This is a genomic window from Variovorax paradoxus EPS (genome assembly GCF_000184745.1).
GTDB lineage: Bacteria > Pseudomonadota > Gammaproteobacteria > Burkholderiales > Burkholderiaceae_C > Variovorax > Variovorax paradoxus_C.
The window spans coordinates 1,251,175-1,271,577 of sequence record NC_014931.1; the positions used below are offsets into that span (position 1 = coordinate 1,251,175).

Sequence of the window (20,403 nt, forward strand, 5' to 3'; positions counted from 1 at the left end):
ACGATCCTCGAGATGCGCGGGATCACCAAGACGTTCCCGGGGGTGAAAGCCCTCAGCAACGTCAACCTCGCCGTGCGCGCGGGGGAGATCCACGCGGTGGTCGGCGAGAACGGCGCGGGCAAGTCGACGCTCATGAAGGTGCTGAGCGGCGTCTACCCGTGCGACTCGTACACGGGCGAGATCCATTTCGAGGGCGAGCTGCGCCGCTTCAAGACGATTGCCGACAGCGAGAAGCTGGGCATCATCATCATTCACCAGGAGCTCGCGCTGGTGCCGCTGCTCTCGATTGCCGAGAACCTGTTTCTCGGCAACGAGATCGCGAGCGGCGGCGTGATCGACTGGTTCGCCGCCTATGCGAGGACGCGCGAGCTGCTCGCCAAGGTGGGCCTGAAGGAATTGCCCACCACGCTGGTGACCGACCTGGGTGTCGGCAAGCAGCAGCTGGTGGAAATTGCGAAGGCGCTGGCAAAAGAGGTGAAGCTCCTCATCCTCGACGAGCCCACCGCCAGCCTGAACGAGAACGACAGCGATGCGCTGCTGATGCTGCTGCTCGAACTCAAGCGCCAGGGCATCGCATCGATCCTCATCTCGCACAAGCTCAACGAGATCGCCAAGGTGGCCGACTCGATCACCGTGCTGCGCGACGGCGCGACGGTGGAAACCATCGACTGCCGCAGCGACCCGATCAGCGAAGACCGCATCATCCGCGGCATGGTCGGGCGCGACATGGAGCACCGCTACCCGCAGCGCTCGCCGAAGATCGGCGAGACGGTGTTCGAAGTGCGCGATTGGCGCGTGCACCACGCGCTGCATGCCGACCGCGAACAGATCAAGGGCGTGAACCTGCATGTGCGCCAGGGCGAGATCGTCGGCATCGCGGGCCTCATGGGCGCGGGCCGCACCGAACTGGCGATGAGCGTGTTCGGCAAGTCGTACGGGCAGCGCATCAGCGGCTCGGTGCTCATGCACGGCAAGCCGGTGGACGTGAGCACGGTGCGCAAGGCCATCGACCACGGCATCGCCTACGTCACCGAAGACCGCAAGGGCCTCGGGCTGGTGCTGGAGGAAGGCATCCGCAAGAACATCAGCCTCGCGAACCTCGATGCGATTTCCGAACGCTCGGTGATCGACGACGGCCGCGAATTCAAGGTCGCCAACGACTACAGGAAGGCGCTGAACATCCGCTGCTCGGGCGTCGAGCAGCTGGTGGTCAACCTGTCGGGCGGCAACCAGCAGAAGGTGGTGCTGAGCAAGTGGCTCTTCACCAAACCCGAACTGCTGATATTGGACGAACCCACGCGCGGCATCGACGTGGGCGCCAAGTACGAGATCTACACCATCATCGACCAGCTCGCGAACGAGGGCAAAGGCATTCTCATGATTTCTTCCGAACTGCCCGAGTTGCTCGGCATGTGCGACCGCATCTACGTGATGAACGAGGGGCGCTTCGTCGCCGAGTTCACGGCAGCCGAGGCATCGCAGGAACGCATCATGCATGCCATCGTGAGCGCAGGGAGTTCCGTTCATGTCGCAGCCTGAAGCCAACGCGGTGCAGGGCGCCGCTCCTGTTGCCTCCCCGAAGCTGCACGTCGGCTTCCTGAAGAACAACCTGCGCGAATACGGCATGCTGATCTCGCTGGTCGCGATCATGGTGCTGTTCCAGGTGTTGACCGACGGCACGCTCCTGCGGCCTCTCAATCTCACCAACCTGCTGCTGCAGAACAGCTACGTCGTCATCATGGCGCTGGGCATGCTGCTGGTGATCGTGGCGGGGCACATCGACCTGTCGGTGGGCTCCGTGTGCGGCTTCATCGGCGCGCTCGCGGCGGTGTTGATGGTGGAGTACGAATGGCATTTCGTGCCCACGGCCATCGTGAGCATCGTGGCCGGCGCGGTCATCGGCGCCGCGCAGGGCTGGTTCGTCGCGTTCCGCAAGATCCCGTCGTTCATCGTCACGCTCGCGGGCATGCTGGTGTTCAAGGGGCTCACGCTGGCGCTGCTCGCCGGGCAATCGGTGGGGCCGTTTCCGGTGGAGTTCCAGCGCCTGAGCTCGGGCTTCATTCCCGATCCGCTCGGCGGCGACACCTTGCGCACCACCTCGCTGGTCGTGGGTGCGCTCGCTGCCGCGGCCCTGGTGTTCTTCAAGCTGCGCGGGCGCGCCAAGCTCAAGGCGCACGGCATGGAGCAGGAGCCCTATGCCTTCTTCCTCGTGAAGAACCTGTTCTTCGCGGCGATCATTCTGTTCTTCAGCTACCTGCTTTCCACCTACAAGGGCCTGCCCAACGTGCTGGTGGTGATGGCGGTGCTGATCGTGGTGTACGACTTCGTCACCAACCGCACGACCATCGGCCGGCGCATCTATGCGCTGGGCGGCAACGAGAAGGCCGCGCGGCTGTCGGGCGTGAAGACGCAACGGCTCGCGTTCCTCACCTTCGTGAACATGGGCGCGCTCGCCGCGCTCGCGGGCCTCGTGTTCGCGGCGCGCCTGAACACGGCCACGCCCAAGGCGGGCCTGGGCTTCGAGCTCGACGTGATCGCGGCCTGCTTCATCGGCGGCGCCTCGGCCTCGGGCGGCGTGGGCCGCGTGATGGGCGCGGTGATCGGCGCCTTCATCATGGGCGTGATGAACAACGGCATGTCGATCCTGGGCATCGGCATCGACTACCAGCAGGTCATCAAGGGACTGGTGCTGCTGGCAGCCGTGTTCATCGACGTCTACAACAAGAACAAGTAACCGCATGACCGAGCGCACGACCCTCGCCCCCGTGCTCGAGCTGCGGGGCATCCACAAGCAGTTCGGCGGCATTCCGGTGCTGAACGATGTCCAGCTGCGGCTGTACCCGGGCGAGGTCCATGCGCTGATGGGACAGAACGGCGCGGGCAAGTCCACGCTGATCAAGGTGCTCACCGGCGTGCTGCCGTCCAGCGGCGGGGAGATGTTCTTCGACGGCCAGGCCATCCGGCCCGGCTCGCCGCTGGAGGCGCAGAAGCTGGGCATCAGCACCGTCTACCAGGAGGTGAACCTGTGCCCGAACCTTTCGGTGGCGGAGAACGTGTTCGCGGGGCGCTATCCGCGCTGCGGCGCATTGCAGGGCTTTCGCATCGACTGGGCGGCGGTGAACCGTCGCGCGGCCGAACTGCTGGCGCGCATCGGGCTCGATATCGATGTGACCCGCCTGCTGTCGAGCTACTCGGTCGCGGTGCAGCAACTGGTGGCGATTGCGCGCGCGCTCGGCGTGTCGTCGAAGGTGCTGATCCTCGACGAGCCGACATCGAGCCTGGATGACGATGAGGTCGAGAAGCTGTTCGAGGTGCTGCGGCGCCTGCGCAGCGAAGGGCTCGCGATCGTCTTCGTGACGCACTTTCTCAACCAGATGTATGCCGTGTCGGACCGCATCACCGTGCTGCGCAACGGCAATTGGGTGGGCGAATGGAAGGCGGCGGACCTCGGCCCGCAGGCGCTGATCGCGGCGATGCTCGGGCGTGAGCTGGCCGCGCAGTCGGCACGGCCCGCCGCGCTGCCGGCATTCGATGAAGCCGCGCCCGCCTTGCTGCAGACCGAAGGGTTGGGCCAGGCCGGGCAGTTGCAGGCCACCGACCTGCGCGTGCGTGCCGGCGAAGTCGTCGGCATCGCGGGTCTGCTCGGCGCAGGCCGCACCGAACTCGCGCGCCTTCTGTTCGGGCTTGAATCGCCCGACCGCGGCGTGCTCAAGGTCGACGGCCGCGCCGTCACTTTCTCGAATCCGGCCGACGCGATCCGCGAAGGACTCGCGCTCTGCCCCGAAGAACGCAAGACCGACGGCATCGTGGCCGAGCTGTCGGTGCGCGAGAACATCGCGCTGGCCTTGCAGGCGCGGCTCGGCACGCGGAAATTTCTCTCGCATGCCGAGCAGACCGCCATGGCCGAGCGCTTCGTCGCCTCGCTGGGCATCAAGACGGCGAGCGTCGAAACCCCCATCGGCCTGCTCTCGGGCGGCAACCAGCAGAAAGCCATGATCGCGCGCTGGCTCGCGACCGAGCCGCGCCTGCTGATCCTGGACGAGCCCACGCGCGGCATCGACGTCGCGGCCAAGCAGGAAATCATGGAAGAGATCCTGCGGCTCGCGCGCGCGGGCATGGCGGTGGTCTTCATCTCGTCGGAGATGAGCGAGGTGGTGCGCGTGGCGCATCGCATCGTGGTGCTGAGGGATCGGCAGAAGGTGGGCGAACTCCCAGGTGGTTCGACCGAGGACGAGGTCTACGAAATGATTGCCGCAGCATGAACCGCCTCGATCTCTCCTCGTGTTTCTCCCTCCCCTCCCGGGGGAGGGTTGGGGTGGGGGCGCGCGGCCTTCACCACCGCGCAGCGTTTGAGGCCTCGCGCCCCCATCCCAGCCTTCCCCCGGAAGGGGAAGGAGCAAGGCAGAAGCCATGAACCGTTTTTCGTCTCTCATGAGCCACCGCCTCGCCTGGCCCATCGTCACATTGCTTTTGCTGCTCGCGATCAACACCGCGTTCAACGCCAGCTTCCTGCATCTCGAATGGCGCGACGGCCACTTGTACGGCAGCCTCATCGACATCGTGAACCGCGCGGCGCCGCTGGTGCTGGTCTCGCTCGGCATGACGCTCGTGATCGCCACGCGCGGCATCGACATCTCCGTCGGCGCGGTGGTGGCCATCGCTGCGGCGGTCGCGGCCTGGATGATCGGCGGCTCCGTCGCGAGCGACGTGAGCCGCTTCCCGATGCCGCTCGCGATCCTTGCGGCGCTCGCCGTCGCCCTGCTGTGCGGCCTCTGGAACGGTTTGCTGGTCGCCAAGGTCGGTATGCAGCCGATCATCGCGACGCTGATCCTCATGGTCGCGGGGCGCGGCATCGCGCAGCTCGTCGCGGACGGGCAGATCATCACGATCTACTACAAGCCCTTCTTCTTCCTCGGCAGCGGCTACCTGCTGGGCCTGCCGTTCTCGCTGTTCATCGTGGCAGCGGTGTTCGTGCTGCTGTACCTCGCGATCACGCGCACGGCGCTCGGCCTGTTCATCCAGGCGGTGGGCATCAACCCGACCGCGGCGCGGGTGGCGGGCATCCAGTCGCGGCGGCTCGTCGTCGGCGCGTATGCGTTCTGCGGCCTCTGCGCGGGCGTGGCGGGTCTCTTGATCAGCTCGAACGTGAAGAGCGCGGACGGCAACAACGCCGGCCAACTGCTGGAGCTCGACGCCATTCTTGCGGTCACGCTCGGCGGCACCGCGCTCACGGGCGGCCGCTTCAGCCTGGTGGGCAGCGTGATCGGCGCGCTGATCATCCAGACGCTCACCTACGCGATCTATTCGCTCGGCGTGCCGCCGGAAATCAACCTCGTGGTGAAGGCGGTGGTGGTGTTCGTGGTGATGCTGTTGCAGTCGCCGGAGTTCAGGGCGGAAGTGCGGTCGCTGGTGCAGCGGCCGGCGCATGAAGGGGGACGGGCATGAGCGCGGTGATCGAGACGACTGCGGCTGCTCCCTCGCCCCAGCCGGCTCCTCGGAAAGAGGGCAGAGCAGGGCTCAACCCGAAGTACCTGCCGCTCACGGCCACCATCTCGCTGTTCGTGCTGATGGCGACGCTGGGCTCGGTGTTCTACGACGGCTTCTTCTCGGCGCAGGTGTTCCTCAACCTGCTGATCGACAACGCCTTCCTCATCGTCGTCGCGGTCGGCATGACCTTCGTGATTCTCTCGGGCGGCATCGACCTGTCGGTGGGCTCGGTGATCGCGCTCACCACGATGGTGTCGGCCTCGCTGGTCGAGAAGCACGGCTGGAGCCCGGCCATCGTGATTCCGCTGGTGCTGGCCATGGGCACGGCCTTCGGCGCGTTCATGGGTCTGCTCATCGAGCGTTTCCGGCTGCAGCCCTTCATCGTCACGCTCGCGGGCATGTTCCTCGCGCGCGGGCTCTGCTATCTCATCAGCATCGATTCGATCAGCATCACCAACGAGTTCTATTCGGAGGTCTCGCAGATCCGCATTCCGATCTGGGGCGAAGCCTCGGTCTCGATCAGCGCTGTGATCGCCATCGTGGTGCTGCTGGCCGCCGTGTTCATCGCGCACTGCACGCCCTTCGGCCGCGCGGTGTACGCCATCGGCGGCAGCGAGCATTCGGCCATGCTGATGGGCCTGCCGGTGCGCCGCACGCTCGTGGGCGTGTACACGCTCTCGGGCTTCTGCTCGGCGCTGGCCGGCGTGATCTTCACCTTCTACATGCTCTCGGGCTACGGCCTGCATGCGCTCGGGCTGGAGCTCGATGCCATCGCGGCGGTGGTGATCGGCGGCACGCTGCTCACGGGCGGCGTGGGCTATGTGGCGGGCACGCTCTTCGGCGTGCTGATGCTCGGGATCATCCAGACGCTGATTTCCTTCGACGGCACGCTCAGCTCATGGTGGACGCGCATCGTCGTCGGCGCGCTGCTCTTCGTGTTCTGCCTGCTGCAACGCTTCTTCACCTCGCGCGCACCCCGGCGCTGACGTTCTCTTTTTTCTCTTTCTCTCTCTCTTTTCTCTCAGGACACCTTCGCATGCCGGACACCCCTCCGAAGAAACTGCGCTCGACCGAATGGTTCGGCTCGGCCGACAAGAACGGCTTCATGTACCGCAGCTGGATGAAGAACCAGGGCATTCCGGACCATGAGTTCGACGGCCGTCCGATCGTCGGCATCTGCAACACCTGGTCGGAGCTCACGCCATGCAACGCGCACTTCCGCAAGATCGCGGAGCATGTGAAGCGCGGCATTTCGGAGGCGGGCGGTTTCCCTGTCGAGTTTCCGGTGTTCTCGAACGGCGAGTCGAACCTGCGGCCCACCGCGATGCTTACGCGCAACCTCGCGAGCATGGACGTGGAAGAAGCCATCCGCGGCAATCCGGTCGATGCCGTCGTGCTGCTCACCGGCTGCGACAAGACCACGCCGGCACTTTTGATGGGCGCGGCGAGCTGCGACATCCCGGCCATCGTGGTGACCGGCGGGCCGATGCTCAACGGCAAGCTCGAGGGCAAGGACATCGGCTCGGGCACCGCCGTGTGGCAGTTGCACGAATCGCTGAAGGCGGGCGAGATCAACCTGCACCAGTTCCTTTCGGCCGAGGGCGGCATGTCGCGTTCGGCGGGCACCTGCAACACGATGGGCACCGCTTCGACGATGGCCTGCATGGCCGAGGCGCTGGGCACCTCGCTGCCGCACAACGCGGCGATTCCGGCGGTCGATGCGCGGCGCTATGTGCTCGCGCAGATGTCGGGCATGCGCGCGGTGCAGATGGCCAAGGAAGGGCTCACGCTGTCGAAGATCCTCACGCGCGAGGCGTTCGAGAACGCGATTCGCGTGAACGCGGCCATCGGCGGATCGACCAATGCGGTGATTCACCTGAAGGCGATTGCGGGCCGCATCGGCGTCGATCTCGAACTGGAAGACTGGACGCGCATCGGCAGCAACACGCCGACCATCGTGGATCTGATGCCCTCGGGGCGCTTCCTGATGGAGGAGTTCTATTACGCGGGTGGGTTGCCCGCCGTGCTGCGCCGGCTCGGTGAAAACGGCCTGCTGCCGCACCCCGGGGCGCTCACCGTCAACGGCCAGTCGATCTGGGACAACGTGCGCGAGGCGCCGAGCCTGAACGACGAGGTGATCCGCCCGCTCGACAACCCGCTGATCGCCGATGGCGGCATCCGCATCCTGCGCGGCAATCTCTCGCCGCGCGGCGCGGTGCTCAAGCCCTCGGCGGCAACGCCCGAACTGCTCAAGCACCGCGGCCGAGCCGTCGTGTTCGAGAACCTGGAGCACTACAAGGAACGCATCGTGGACGAGTCGCTCGACATCGATGCGAGCTGCGTGATGGTGCTCAAGAACTGCGGCCCCAAGGGCTACCCCGGCATGGCCGAGGTGGGCAACATGGGCCTGCCGCCGAAGCTGCTGCGCCAGGGGGTGAAGGACATGGTGCGCATCTCGGATGCGCGCATGAGCGGCACGGCCTACGGCACGGTGGTGCTGCACGTCGCCCCCGAAGCCGCCGACGGCGGGCCGCTCGCTGCGGTGCGCGATGGCGACTGGATCGAGCTCGACTGCGATGCGGGCCGCTTGCACCTCGACATCAGCGACGAGGAGCTCGCCTCGCGCCTCGCGTCGTTGTCCGCATCCGATGCGCAACCGATGAGCACGCGCGGCGGCGGCTACCAGAAGCTTTACGTCAACCATGTGCTGCAGGCCGACGAAGGCTGCGACTTCGACTTTCTGGTGGGCTGCAGAGGCTCCGCCGTTCCCCGTCATTCCCATTGACTCGCCCCCAGGCTGCGCGCACTTCGTGTCGCTTCTCCAACCCCCTACCGGGGGCAACACCTGCGGCCCGGCAAAGCCGGTTCCGCGGTGTCCCCCGAAAGAGCCTCGTTCAACCGCCATGCCCAAGCCCATGAACCACAACCTCTCCAATCCCAGATACCGCGGCATCTTCCCGGTGGTGCCGACCACCTTCACCGAACAGGGCGCGCTCGACCTCGAAAGCCAGAAGCGCTGCGTCGATTTCATGATCGACGCGGGCTCCGACGGGCTTTGCATCCTCGCGAATTTCTCGGAGCAGTTCGTGCTGTCGGACGAAGAGCGCGAGGTGCTCACGCGCACGATGCTCGAACACGTGAAAGGCCGCGTGCCTGTGATCGTGACGACCACGCACTACAGCACCAAGGTCTGCGCCGAGCGCAGCCGCCGCGCGCAGGACATGGGCGCCGCGATGCTGATGGTGATGCCGCCGTACCACGGCGCCACCTTCCGCGTGCCGGAGCCGCAGATATTCGAGTTCTATGCGGGGCTGTCCGATGCAGTGAGCATTCCGATCATGATCCAGGACGCACCCGCGAGCGGCACGGTGCTGTCGGCGCCGTTCCTTGCGCGCATGGCCAAGGAGATCGAGCACGTCGCGTACTTCAAGATCGAGACCGCCAATGCGGCCGCGAAGCTGCGCGAGCTGATCCGCCTGGGCGGCGACGCCATCGAAGGCCCGTGGGACGGCGAAGAGGCCATCACGCTGATGCCCGACCTCGATGCCGGCGCGACCGGTTCAATGACCGGCGGCGGCTATCCCGACGGCATCCGCCCGATCATCGAAGCGCATCGCGCGGGCGACCGCGACAAGGCCTTCGCGCTCTACCAGCAGTGGCTGCCGCTCATCAACTACGAGAACCGGCAGGCGGGCCTGCTGGCCTGCAAGTCGCTCATGAAGGAGGGCGGCGTGATCGCTTGCGAGGCACCGCGGCATCCGCTGCCGGCGATGCATCCCGCAACGCGCGCCGGGCTGATCGAGACGGCGAAGCGGCTGGACCCGCTGGTGCTGCGCTGGGGGAAGTAGAGGCAATGGTCAGTTCGCCGTCCTCGGCGAAGTAGGGCGCGAGGAGTTCGGCCAGCCAGTCCATCACCGCAAGCACGCGCGGCGCGAGCTGGCGCCGGTTGACGTACACCAGCGACACCGGCATGGGCCGCGCGGTGAACGCCGGCATCACCTCCACCAGTGAGCCGGCCGCAAAGCAGGGCAGCAGCCCGCCGACCGGTGCCTGGATCAGGCCGAGGCCCGCGACCGCCGCGGCGTTGTAGGCATCGGTGCCGTTCACCGTGACGATGGCGCGCACCGGCTTGATTCGGTAGCGGCCCTGGGCCGCGTCGAAGTATTCCCAGCCGGCGTCGTTCGGCGAGAGGGTCTGCGCGAAATGCACGATGCGGTGCTGCGCGAGCTCTGCCAGCGTGTGCGGCGTGCCGTGCGCCTGCAGGTAGGCCGGGCTCGCGGCGTTGGCCATCCGCATGAAGCCGAGCGGCCGCGCGATGAGCTCGGAGTCGCCCAGAACGCCCACGCGCAGCACGCAGTCGAAGCCCTCGTTCACCAGGTCGACGCGGCGGTCGGTGGTGCTGATGCCGATCTCCAATGCAGGATGCCGCGCGAGGAATTCGGGCAGGCGCGGAATGACAAGGTCGCGCGCCAAGGTGGCCGGCAGATCGATGCGCAGGCGCCCCGTGAGGCCGCCGGTGTTCGCGCGGAACATGGTGGCCAGTTGCTCTCCTTCGGAGAGGTAGTCCCTGCAACGATCGAGGAAGCGCTCGCCGTCTTCGGTGAGCCGCACGCTGCGCGTGGTGCGCTGCAGGAGCCGTGTGCCCAGGCGCTTTTCGAGGTGCTGCACGGCGACCGAGACGCGTGCGCGGGTCAGGCCGAGCTGGTCCGCGGCGCGGCTGAAGCTCGCGAGCTCGGCGACCCTCGAGAAGATGCGCAGTTCGTCGGTGTTCATGGCGGCAGATTGTTTCTTCTTCAGATAACAGTGTGCGCGGTTTGGCGGAATTTATCTTTCTGCCGGTAATTTTTAAAGTCCACGTATCGATTCACCGATCAACACCCGAGGACTTTGAAATGACGGCTTTCAGCACTTCCAATCCATCCCGCATCGCACTCATCACCGGCGGCAGCCGTGGCCTCGGCCGCAGCGCCGCGCTGGCGCTCGCCGCCGATGGCGTCGATGTGATCCTGACCTACGTATCGAACGAAGCCGCCGCCAAGGCGGTGGTCGCCGAGATCGAGGCGAAAGGGCGCCGCGCCGTCGCACTGCAACTCGACGTGGGCGACAGCAAGGCCTTCGCCGCGTTCGTGGAGTCGGTGAAGGCGGCGCTCGCGGCCACCTGGCAGCGCGAGCGCTTCGACTTCCTGGTGAACAACGCGGGCGTCGGCCTGCATGTGAACTTCGAGGACATGACCGAAGCGCAGTTCGATGCGCTCTACAACATCCACTTCAAGGGCACGTACTTCCTCACGCAGAAGCTGCTGCCGCTCATCAACGACGGCGGGCGCATCGTCAACGTGTCGACGGGGCTCACGCGCTTCGCGATGGAAGGCGCTTCGGCCTATGCCGCGATGAAGGGCGCCGTGGAAGTGCTGACGCGCTACCTCGCCAAGGAACTCGGCAAGCGCGGCATCGCGGCGAACACGATCGCGCCGGGCGCGATCGAAACCGACTTCAGCGGCGGCATGGTGCGCGACAACGCCCAGGTGAATGCGATGGTGGCGGGCTTCACCGCGCTCGGACGCACGGGCAAGCCCGACGACATCGGCGGTGCGATCGCGGGCTTGCTGGGAGAGGGAAGTCGCTGGGTGAATGCCCAGCGCATCGAGGTGTCGGGCGGGATGTTCGTCTGAGCGGTGTCCCGACGACAGGGAAGGTCAGTTTTTCTCGAGTTCGGTGACCTGCAGCGACAGGTCGAACAGCTTGGACTTGCTCGCGTAGTAGCGGTCCAGGCGCCATTCCTTCAGGATGTCCATGGCGAGCTCGAAGCTCTTGTAGTCGAGGGAATAGAGCGTGACCAGCTCGAAGCTGCGTTCGGACTCCAGGGCCAACACGAGCTGGGCCAGGATCTTGGCCGATTCGTTGGCCGGGTCCGTTTCTATGAATCGGCGAGCGACCTTGATGGCATTCATGGGAAAGAGTTCCTCGGTGGGCAGGGACCGAGAACTATAGCTAGCAGGTCACCGTCTTTTGTGACAGTCTCGTGACAATCAAGGGCATCCCCGCCGCGTCGTGCGACGCGGGCGGCGATGCCTTCGGGATCAGCGCAAAGGTGCCGGAATCGGCGCGGGGCGCGGCGGCGGCATCATCGGGTCACGCATCCGCTCCGCAGGCATCGGCACCATGATCGGCGCGGGCGCGCGCTCGGCGGGCATCGGCGCAGGCATCACGACGGTGGTGACCGATTCTCGGATCACGCCGCCGCCCATCACGCTGCCTTCGACGCTGGCACTGGTGTTGCCCGCGCCGCCCAACACGCGGGCTTCGCAATCCCTGCGGTCACCGGGCGACTGCTGCAGGCCGCAGCGCGCGAGCGCATTGGCGCGGTAGTCTGGCGCGCCGGTCAGGCCGCCGCGTGCGGCTTCCTGGCGGGCGGCGCCGGCTTCGCGGATGCAGGCTGCGCGGTCTTGCTGGTTATGGCCGCAAACCGCGAGTTCCTGCTGGTAGGTGCCGCCGCGCGAACCTTGTGCGGAGGCGATGCCGGCTGAGGCCATGCCGCCAACGGCGAGCAGGGCGAGGACGATCGAACGTGTGTTGCTCTTCATGATGAGTTCTCCTTGGAGGGATCTGTCAGTCAATCAACGGGCCGGCGCGGGTTGGGCCGGCAGCGGGGTCACGGTTTCGCGGATTACGCCGCCGCCCATCACGCTGCCTTCGGTGGTGGTGCGGGCACCCCCCTTGATGCGGGCTTCGCAGTCGGCCTGATCGGCCGCGGGCTGCTCGGCGCAGCGCGCCAGGGAGTTGACCTGGCCGCGTGCCGGGCTCGGCGTGGTGAGGCCGGCGCGGCCGGCTTCCTGTTTTGCAGCACCGGCTTCGCGCAGGCACGCCGCGCGGTCTTGCTGCACGCCGTCGCACACGGCGCGTTCCTTCTGTGCGCGGGCATCGGTGCCCGGGGCCTGCGCGCTGGCGGTCTGTGCGCTGAAGACGATGAAGCCGCTGGCGGCGAAGAATGCCGTGGCGGAAAGAAGGGAACGAACTGTTGTTGTCATGCGGGCTCCTGGTTGGGGCACGACCTCGCTGGAGGTTCGTGACCGGAGCCACAGTCTGCTGCTCGCTGGGTCGCGGGGTCTGTGGGACAGCCCCGTTCAGGGGGCGGGCCGGACACGCCCCTGTGTGTGGGACATGTCCGTCAACCCGGTTGTCAGCCTGCTGCGATGCGCTGTGCGAGGTGAGCGAGCGCTTCCTCGACCTGATCCACGAGGATCAGCGACAGGTCACCCGGCTGCAGGCGGGCCAGCGCCGTATCGATCGCCACGAACTCGCCGCGGATCTCGTCGATCTGGCGCGTGCGACCCGCGCCCTGCAGGCCCTGGCGCAGCAGCGCCATCACCTCGCCATCGGCACGGCCCCTTTGCGCCGCGTCCTGATACAGGATCACATCGTCGAAGGCTTCGCCGAGGATGGCCGTCTGGTCGCGGATGTCCGAATCGCGCCGGTCGCCCGCGCCGCTGATCACCACCGAGCGCTTGTTCGCCGGCATCGTGTCCACGGCCGAGACCAGCGCGCGCATGGCGTCGGTGTTGTGGCCGTAGTCGGCGATGACGGTGGCGCCGCGGTAGTCCATGACATTGAAACGCCCGGGCACGCCGGCAGCGTCGTTCATGAAGCTCGCGAGGCCGCTGCGGATGGTGTCCCAGTCGAGGCCCACGGCCCAGGCCGCGGCCACCGAGGCCATCACGTTGTCCACCTGGAAGCCGATGGTGCCGTTGCGCGTGATCGGCACGTCGCGCAGCGGGATGCGCTCGCGCCACGAACCTTCGGCGGCCACCAGCGTGTCCTGGTCGACGTACACGGTGCGCTTGCCCTGCGCGCGGTGCGTGGCCATCACCGGGTGCATGCGGTCGGCGGTGAAGAAGATCACGTGGCCGGGGCAGCCGGCCGCCATCGCGGCGACGTTCACGTCGGCCGCGTTGAGCACCGCGTAGCCGTCGGCGGCCACGTTGCGCACGATCACGCGCTTCAGCACCGCGAGGTCTTCGACGGTGGTGATGTAGTTCAGGCCCAGGTGGTCGCCGCTGCCGATGTTGGTGACCACGGCCACCTGGCAACGGTCGAAACCGAGGCCCTCGCGCAGCACGCCGCCGCGGGCCACTTCGAACACGGCCGCATCGACGTCGGGGTGCATCAGCACATTGCGTGCGCTCTTCGGACCGCTGCAGTCGCCGCTGTCGGTCTGCCGGCCATCTACGTACACGCCGTCGGTGTTCGTCATGCCGGTGCGCAGGCCGCTGGAGGCGAGCAGGTGGTTGATGAGGCGCGCGGTGGTCGTCTTGCCGTTGGTGCCGGTGACGGCGACCACGGGAATGCGGCCGTCGTCGCCGTGGGCGAACATGGTGTCGACCACCGCCTCGCCGACCGCGCGGCCGCGGCCGAACGAGGGCGAGATGTGCATGCGAAGGCCGGGCGCGGCGTTCACTTCGACCACGCCGCCGTGCTGCTCTTCGAGCGGACGCAGCACGTTTTCGCAGACCATGTCGACGCCGCAGATGTGCAGGCCCACCATCTGCGCCGCATCGACCGCGCGCGCGGCCACTTCGGGGTGCACGGTGTCGGTCACGTCGGTGGCGGTGCCGCCGGTGGAGAGGTTCGCGTTGTTGCGCAGCACCACGCGCTGGCCGCGCTCGGGCACGCTCTCGGGCGTGAGGCCCTGCGATTCGAGCCGGCCGATGGCGATGTCATCGAGACGGATCTTGGTGAGCGAGGTGGCATGGCCCTCGCCGCGGCGCGGGTCGAGGTTCACGGTGTCCACGAGCTGGCGCACGGTGAGCTGGCCGTCGCCGATCACCTGCGGCGGATCGCGCCGCGCGGCGGCCACGAGCCGGTCGCCCACCACCAGCAGGCGGAAGTCGAAGCCCGGCAGGAATTTCTCGACCATCACCTCGCCGTAGACGGCGGCCGAGTCGTAGGCCGAGGTCAGCTGTTCCTTGGTGGTGATGTTGACGGTGACGCCCTTGCCCTGGTTGCCGTCCTGCGGCTTGACCACGACCGGCAGGCCGATTTCGCCGGCCGCGACCCAGCCGTCTTCGGCGCTGGTGACGGGGCGGCCCAGCGGCACCGGCACGCCGGCGGCGTTGAGCAGTTGCTTGGTCAGTTCCTTGTCCTGCGCGATCGATTCGGCCACGCCGCTGGTGCTGTCGACCTCGGCCGCCTGGATGCGGCGCTGCTTGGAACCCCAGCCGAACTGCACCAGGCTGCCGCTCGTCAGGCGCCGGTACGGAATGCCGCGCGCCACGGCGGCGTCGACGATGGAGCCGGTGCTCGGACCGAGGCGCTCGGATTCGTCCAGGTCGCGCAGCTCGGTGATGGCGGCGGTCGCGTCGAAGGGCGTGTCGGCCTGCGCGGCGGCGATCAGCGCTTCGGCCAGTTCGATGGCGCGACGGCCCACGGCCTCTTCGCTGTACTGGAACACGACCTGGTAGACGCCTTCTTCCACCGTCGGCGAGGTGTGGCCGAAGTTGACCGCGCAGCCGGCCTGGGCCTGCAGCGCCACGGCCGCGTTTTCGAGCACGTGGGCGAGCGCCAGCGGCTGGCCCAGCACCATCGGGTGCAGTTCGCCGATGGTCGGGAAGCGGGCGCGCAGGCGCGCTTCGAAACCGGCGAGCTTGCTGATGGCGTTTTCATCGCCTTCGCAGGCCACGACCGCCTCGATGGCGGTGTGGCGGCTCCAGAGATTGGGCCCGCGAAGGGCTCGGATGCGGGTGACTTTCATGGGGCTTGCGAGAGCTTGCAGTCGGACGCCGGGGCGCCTCAGACGAACTGGGGTTGGAGAGGTTGGGTCTGCGACAGCTGCAGCGAGGCCAGTGCCGCCTGCAGGTCGGCTTCGAAAGCCTCCACACCGGCGCCGATCAGGTTCAGCGGAATGCCCATGGCCCACGCGGCGGCCACGGCGGCCAGCACGCTTTCGAGGCCCACGCCGGCATGGGTGGCGCGCCAGATCGTGAGGCGGCCCAGGCCCGGCAAGAACGATTCGCTGCTGCCGTTGGCCAGTACCACGCGGTCTTGCCGCACGAGCACGGCCTTGCCGCCGGCGCTCTGGTGCGCGACGAGCGCGGCGGCCTGCGGGTCGGCCGAATACAGGATGACGGCGCCATCGCACAGCGGCGCGAGGCCGGCCACGCGCGCGTCGGCCGCGTTCAGCACGGCCGTGCCTTCGCCCAGCACCACGTCGACCTGGGTGCGCAGCACCTTCACCATCTGGTCGCTCTCGGTGATGTCGTAATCGGCGAGCGCTTCGGCGCCTTCCAGGTCGGTCACGATGCCGACTTCGCAGCGGTCGTAGGCCAGGCCGTCGCGCAGGATGGTCTCGGCGCCGTTCTCGATCACCACGGCCTGCACGGCGCGGTTCACGAGCAGGCGGTGGCCGGCTTCCCAGTTGGCGCTGTCGCGTGCATCGACGCGACGGCGCTCCAGGAACAGGCCGTCGCGGCAGGCCAGGCCCGTGTGGCGCCCGCCCAGGTTGATGAGCCAGGCGACGAGGCGCGCGAGCACCGCGGTGTTCTGCGAGCCGGCCACGCCGACCACCGGAATGCGGCCGGGCGCGTCGTTGGGGAACAGGTGGTCGCAGATCGCGCGGCCCACCGGGCGCGGCGAGCCGACGGCCGGCTTCAGGTGCATCAGGAGGCCCGGGCCGGCATTGACTTCGACAATCGCGCCGCGCTGCGGGCCGAGCGGCTTGGAGATGTCCTGCGCCACCAGGTCGATGCCCGCGATATCCAGGCCCACGACGCGCGCGGCCAGCACGGCGGCGTGCGCGACTTCGGGGTGGACCTGGTCGGTGCAGTCGTTGGCCATGTTGCCGTTGCGCTGGATCGTGACCACGCGGCCGGCGGCCGGCACGGCGGCGCCGTCCAGTTCCTGGCGCTTGAGTTCGAGCTGCAGCTTGGCGTCGGTGGCCAGCACGATCAGGTCGAGCGGGTATTCCTCTTCGGCGCCGCGGCGCGGGTCGCTGTTGAGCTGCTTTTCGATGAGCTCGGCCACGCTCAGCTTGCCGTCGCCGGTCACAGTGATGATCTCGCCGCGCGCGGCAGCCACCACTTCGCCGCCCACCACCAGGAGGCGGTGTTCGTGGCCGCGGATGAATCGCTCGACCATCACGTCGCTGCCTTCGGGCTCGGCGACCGCGAAGGCGGCCATGACTTCTTCGCGTGTCGTCAGTTCGAGCGACACGCCGCGGCCGTGATTGGCGTCGGAAGGCTTCACGGCCACCGGCAGGCCGATGTCTTCGGCGGCTTCCCAGGCTTCTTCGGCGCTGGAAACGATCTGGCCCTCGGGCACCGGCACGCCACAGCTGGCGAGCAGGGACTTGGTCAGTTCCTTGTCGCTGGCGATCGACTCGCCGATGGCGCTGGTGTAGTCGGTCTCGGCGGTCCAGATGCGCTGCTGGTTGGCGCCATAGCCCAGTTGCACGAGGTTGCCGCTGTTCAGCCGCATGTGCGGAATGCCGCGGTCGGTGGCGGCGGAGACGATGGCGGCGGTGCTCGGGCCGAGGTAGCAGTCTTCGACCTTGGCCTTGACCGCATCGACCGCCTTTTGCACGTCGGCGGCGCTGAACGGGTCGTTGTTGATGGCGGCCATCAGGAGCCGGTGGCCCTCGGCCAGCGCCACCCGGGCGACCTGCTCGTCGCGCGCCCGGAACACCATGCGGTAGACGCCGTGCTCCGAGGTACTACGGGTTTGCCCGAATCCCGTCGGCATGCCGGCCAGGTTCAAAAGCTCGATGACAACGTGCTCCAGCACGTGGCCCGACCAGGTGCCTTCGGTCAGCCGCTGGATGAAGCCGCCGCGCTCGCCCACGCCGCAGTGGTGCTCGATGAGCGCCGGGAGCAGGCCCGTGAGGCGGTCGGTGAAACCGTCGATCTTGTTGGAGGGAAAGTCTTCCAGTTGGCCCAGATCGAGCCAGACTTCGAGCACCGGACGGTAGGTCCAGAGGTTGGGACCGCGCAAATAGTTGATGCGCAGCAGGCGGATGTCGTCGAAACGGGTCATGAAAACGTTCGATGTGCTTTGGCCGAGCACCACGGCGCCTTCAAGCGCGCCCATGGCAATCGGTCAGAATCGGCGCCCGACAAAGGACGCCATGGCGCGGTCCCTGCGGCCCGCGACGGGCAAGAGTCAAAGAAACACAATGCAACATCACGATCCAGTCGGCACCCGGGAGGGAGAAATCGAGGCGGCTTCAGGTGCGCTGAAAAACCGGCTCGCAGTCGCGGAAAACGTTCTGGTAACACTGGCGGTTGACCTCGATTACGAACTTCGTTTCGCTTCCGGCCTGGTTGCCCTGACTGACCAGCGCCTGATTGCGCTGGAACCGGGCGGCGAATGGCGTGAGTGGCCGCTCACGGAACCCGCCCTTCAATTGCTCCTGGCCGACCATTCCGGCGTCGGCACGCTCGACCTGATCGGCCCCGAAGGCCGCCTGGCGCGCTGGCGCTACACGCTGGCCAGCCAGGCCAATGCCTTGCGCCTCCTCAAGCTGTTCGGTCAGCGGGCGGATGCTGTCGCCGAAGCGACAGCAGACGCCATAGACGGCGACGAACCCGCCGACACCGAACTCCAGACCCCGCCCTCGACCTGGGTGCTGCTGCGCCTGGGCCGTTTCGCCAAGCCGTACAGGAAGCAGCTTTTCCTCGGGTTTTTCCTGACCCTGCTCTCGACCGCCGCCACGCTGGTCCCGCCCTACCTGACCATCCCGCTGATGGACGACATCCTGATCCCGTTCCAGAACGGCAAGCAGATCGATCCCTCCCGCGTCGCCCTTTACCTGAGCGGGCTGCTCGGCGCCGCGCTGCTGGGCTGGGGCCTCGGCTGGGCGCGCACTTATCTGCTGGCGCTGGTGTCCGAGCGCATCGGCGCGGACCTGCGCACCAGCACCTACGAACACCTGCTGACCCTGCCGCTCGACTATTTCGGCGGCAAGCGCACCGGCGACCTGATGTCGCGCATCGGCTCGGAAACCGACCGGATCAACGTCTTCCTGTCGCTGCACGCGCTGGATTTCGCCAACGACGTGCTGATGATCGTCATGACGGCGGCCATCCTGATCTCGATCAACCCGCTGCTGGCGGTGGTCACGCTGGTGCCGCTGCCCTTCATCGCCTGGATGATCCACGTGGTGCGCGACCGCCTGCGCACCGGCTTCGAGAAGATCGACCGCGTCTGGTCGGAAGTGACCAATGTGCTGGCCGACACCATCCCCGGCATCCGCGTGGTCAAGGCCTTTGCGCAGGAACGTCGCGAAGCCGACCGCTTCCGCACCGCCAATGCCTACAACCTGCAGGTGAACGACAAGCTCAACCGCACCTGGTCGGTGTTCACGCCGACCGTGTCGCTGTTAACCGAAATCGGCCTCCTCGTGGTGTGGGGCTTCGGCATCTGGCAGGTGGCGCGCGGCAGCATCACGGTGGGTGTGCTCACGGCCTTCATCGCCTACATCGGCCGCTTCTATACGCGGATGGACTCGATGAGCCGCATCGTCTCGGTCACGCAGAAGGCTGCCGCCGGCGCCAAGCGAATCTTCGACATCCTCGACCATGTGAGCAACGTGCCCGAGCCGGTGAACCCGGTGAAGGTGGAGCGCGTGCAGGGCCGCATCGAGATGAGCGGTCTGGGCTTCCGCTACGGCTCGCGCGCGGTGATCCACGACCTCGATCTCGTGATCGAGCCCGGCGAGATGATCGGCCTCGTCGGCCACAGCGGTTCGGGCAAGAGCACGCTGGTCAATCTGATCTGCCGCTTCTACGACGTGACCGACGGCGCCATCAAGGTCGACGGCACCGACATCCGCCGCTTCGCCGTGGCCGATTACCGGCGGCATGTGGGGCTCGTGCTGCAGGAGCCGTTTTTGTTCTTCGGCACCATCGCGCAGAACATCGCCTACGGCAAGCCCGACGCCACGCGCGCGGAAGTGGTGGCCGCGGCCCGCGCCGCGCACGCGCACGACTTCATCCTGCGCCTGCCGCACGGCTACGACTCGCTGGTCGGCGAGCGCGGCCAGGGGCTCTCGGGCGGCGAGCGCCAGCGCATCAGCATTGCGCGCGCCTTGCTCATCGATCCACGCATCCTGATCCTCGACGAGGCCACCTCGGCGGTGGACACCGAGACCGAGAAGGAAATCCAGAAGGCGCTGGACAACCTCGTGCAGGGCCGCACCACCATCGCCATCGCCCACCGCCTGTCGACGCTGCGCAAGGCAGACCGGCTCGTGGTCATGGACCGCGGCGAGGTGGTCGAGGTCGGGCCTCACGACGCGCTCATGGCCAAGCAGGGCGCCTACTGGCGGCTCTACCAGGCGCAGTTGCGCCAGGCCGACGACGATGCGAGCGAAGGCGCGGTCGACGAGCGCGCCGGCGCGCAGTTGCCGCTCGTCAGCCACGCAGCACACCCGGCAGGCGACGCATGACCGACAACACCATCACCACTTTCGATCTCGCGCGCGACGCCTTCGGCCGCCTCGTGCTGACCGACACCCAGGGCGAGCGCCATGTGGGCATCACGCCCGTGCGCGCCTTTCCGCTCACCGCGCCAGGCGAGGGCGTCTCGCTGGTCGGCGGCGACGGCCGCGAGCTGGTCTGGATCGACCGCGTCGAGACGCTGCCGCCCCAGACCCGGACGCTGCTCGAAGAAGAACTGGCGGTGCGCGACTTCGCCCCCACGCTCCTGAAACTGCACAAGGTCTCCAGCTTCGGCGTGCCAAGCACCTGGACCGTGAGCACCGACCGCGGCGACACCAGCTTCGTGCTCAAGGCCGAGGAAGACATCCGCCGGCTCGAAGGCGGCGCGCTGCTGATCGCGAGCGCGCACGGCGTGCAGTTCCGAATTCCCGATGTGAAGGCGCTGGACCGGCCTTCGCGCAAGCTGCTCGAGCGCTTTCTCTAGGCC

The 20,403-nt window shown here is 67.4% G+C and carries 16 protein-coding genes and 1 pseudogene; 10 read left to right on the plus strand and 7 right to left on the minus strand.

Annotated elements, in window-relative coordinates; all coding sequences use genetic code 11:
• Positions 1 to 12 precede the first annotated feature (12 nt).
• The 7 genes from mmsA (at position 13) to VARPA_RS05590 (ending at position 9,335) form a co-directional block, all read left to right on the plus strand.
• A complete protein-coding gene (gene mmsA, locus VARPA_RS05560) occupies positions 13 to 1,539 on the plus strand; it encodes a multiple monosaccharide ABC transporter ATP-binding protein (protein ID WP_041943335.1) in 1,527 nt (508 codons plus the stop codon).
• On the plus strand, positions 1,526 to 2,734 hold the full coding sequence (gene mmsB / locus VARPA_RS05565; RefSeq protein WP_013539579.1) for a multiple monosaccharide ABC transporter permease: 1,209 nt from the start codon (positions 1,526 to 1,528) through the stop codon (positions 2,732 to 2,734). The genes mmsA and mmsB overlap by 14 nt, the downstream gene beginning before the upstream one ends.
• A gap of 4 nt (positions 2,735 to 2,738) precedes the next feature.
• Complete coding sequence (locus tag VARPA_RS05570; RefSeq protein WP_013539580.1) at positions 2,739 to 4,262, plus strand: sugar ABC transporter ATP-binding protein; 1,524 nt, start codon at positions 2,739 to 2,741, stop codon at positions 4,260 to 4,262.
• 148 nt (positions 4,263 to 4,410) lie between these two features.
• Positions 4,411 to 5,445, plus strand: a complete 1,035-nt coding sequence (locus VARPA_RS05575; RefSeq protein WP_013539581.1) for an ABC transporter permease — start codon at positions 4,411 to 4,413, stop codon at positions 5,443 to 5,445.
• Complete coding sequence (gene yjfF, locus VARPA_RS05580; protein WP_013539582.1) at positions 5,442 to 6,473, plus strand: galactofuranose ABC transporter, permease protein YjfF; 1,032 nt, start codon at positions 5,442 to 5,444, stop codon at positions 6,471 to 6,473. The genes VARPA_RS05575 and yjfF overlap by 4 nt, the downstream gene beginning before the upstream one ends.
• Before the next feature lie 50 nt (positions 6,474 to 6,523).
• Complete coding sequence (locus tag VARPA_RS05585; protein ID WP_013539583.1) at positions 6,524 to 8,272, plus strand: IlvD/Edd family dehydratase; 1,749 nt, start codon at positions 6,524 to 6,526, stop codon at positions 8,270 to 8,272.
• A gap of 118 nt (positions 8,273 to 8,390) precedes the next feature.
• Positions 8,391 to 9,335, plus strand: a complete 945-nt coding sequence (locus tag VARPA_RS05590; RefSeq protein ID WP_013539584.1) for a dihydrodipicolinate synthase family protein — start codon at positions 8,391 to 8,393, stop codon at positions 9,333 to 9,335.
• A 25-nt stretch (positions 9,336 to 9,360) separates the two neighbouring features.
• Here VARPA_RS05590 and VARPA_RS05595 read toward each other — a convergent pair.
• Positions 9,361 to 10,260, minus strand: a pseudogene (locus VARPA_RS05595) (LysR substrate-binding domain-containing protein); the annotation flags it as partial.
• Between the two features lie 119 nt (positions 10,261 to 10,379).
• On the opposite strand from VARPA_RS05595, the gene VARPA_RS05600 reads away from it, so the two are divergent.
• Positions 10,380 to 11,159: an SDR family NAD(P)-dependent oxidoreductase gene (locus VARPA_RS05600; protein WP_013539586.1), complete on the plus strand. Its 780-nt coding sequence runs from the start codon at positions 10,380 to 10,382 to the stop codon at positions 11,157 to 11,159.
• 24 nt (positions 11,160 to 11,183) lie between these two features.
• On the opposite strand, the gene VARPA_RS05605 is transcribed toward VARPA_RS05600, so the two are convergent.
• From VARPA_RS05605 to VARPA_RS31560, 6 genes are all read right to left on the minus strand, one after another.
• Complete coding sequence (locus VARPA_RS05605) at positions 11,184 to 11,438, minus strand: hypothetical protein (protein WP_013539587.1); 255 nt, start codon at positions 11,436 to 11,438, stop codon at positions 11,184 to 11,186.
• Between the two features lie 129 nt (positions 11,439 to 11,567).
• A complete protein-coding gene (locus VARPA_RS05610) occupies positions 11,568 to 12,071 on the minus strand; it encodes a hypothetical protein (RefSeq protein ID WP_013539588.1) in 504 nt (167 codons plus the stop codon).
• 33 nt (positions 12,072 to 12,104) lie between these two features.
• Complete coding sequence (locus tag VARPA_RS05615; protein ID WP_013539589.1) at positions 12,105 to 12,515, minus strand: hypothetical protein; 411 nt, start codon at positions 12,513 to 12,515, stop codon at positions 12,105 to 12,107.
• Between the two features lie 152 nt (positions 12,516 to 12,667).
• Positions 12,668 to 15,235: a cyanophycin synthetase gene (cphA, locus tag VARPA_RS05620; protein WP_013539590.1), complete on the minus strand. Its 2,568-nt coding sequence runs from the start codon at positions 15,233 to 15,235 to the stop codon at positions 12,668 to 12,670.
• Positions 15,236 to 15,273: 38 nt separating this feature from the next.
• A complete protein-coding gene (cphA, locus tag VARPA_RS05625) occupies positions 15,274 to 17,511 on the minus strand; it encodes a cyanophycin synthetase (RefSeq protein WP_041943338.1) in 2,238 nt (745 codons plus the stop codon).
• Between the two features lie 190 nt (positions 17,512 to 17,701).
• Positions 17,702 to 17,899 carry a hypothetical protein gene (locus VARPA_RS31560; protein ID WP_234974954.1) on the minus strand — a complete coding sequence of 66 codons (198 nt, stop codon included), beginning with the start codon at positions 17,897 to 17,899 and terminating at the stop codon, positions 17,702 to 17,704.
• Between VARPA_RS31560 and VARPA_RS05630 the strand changes: the two genes are divergently transcribed.
• Entirely contained in the window at positions 17,882 to 19,924 is a 2,043-nt protein-coding gene (locus VARPA_RS05630) for an ABC transporter ATP-binding protein (protein WP_234974956.1), read from the plus strand. The two genes, VARPA_RS31560 and VARPA_RS05630, sit on opposite strands and share 18 nt — an antisense overlap.
• Complete coding sequence (locus VARPA_RS05635) at positions 19,921 to 20,400, plus strand: DUF1854 domain-containing protein (protein ID WP_013539593.1); 480 nt, start codon at positions 19,921 to 19,923, stop codon at positions 20,398 to 20,400. Before VARPA_RS05630 ends, VARPA_RS05635 begins: the two co-directional genes overlap by 4 nt.
• Positions 20,401 to 20,403: the final 3 nt, after the last annotated feature.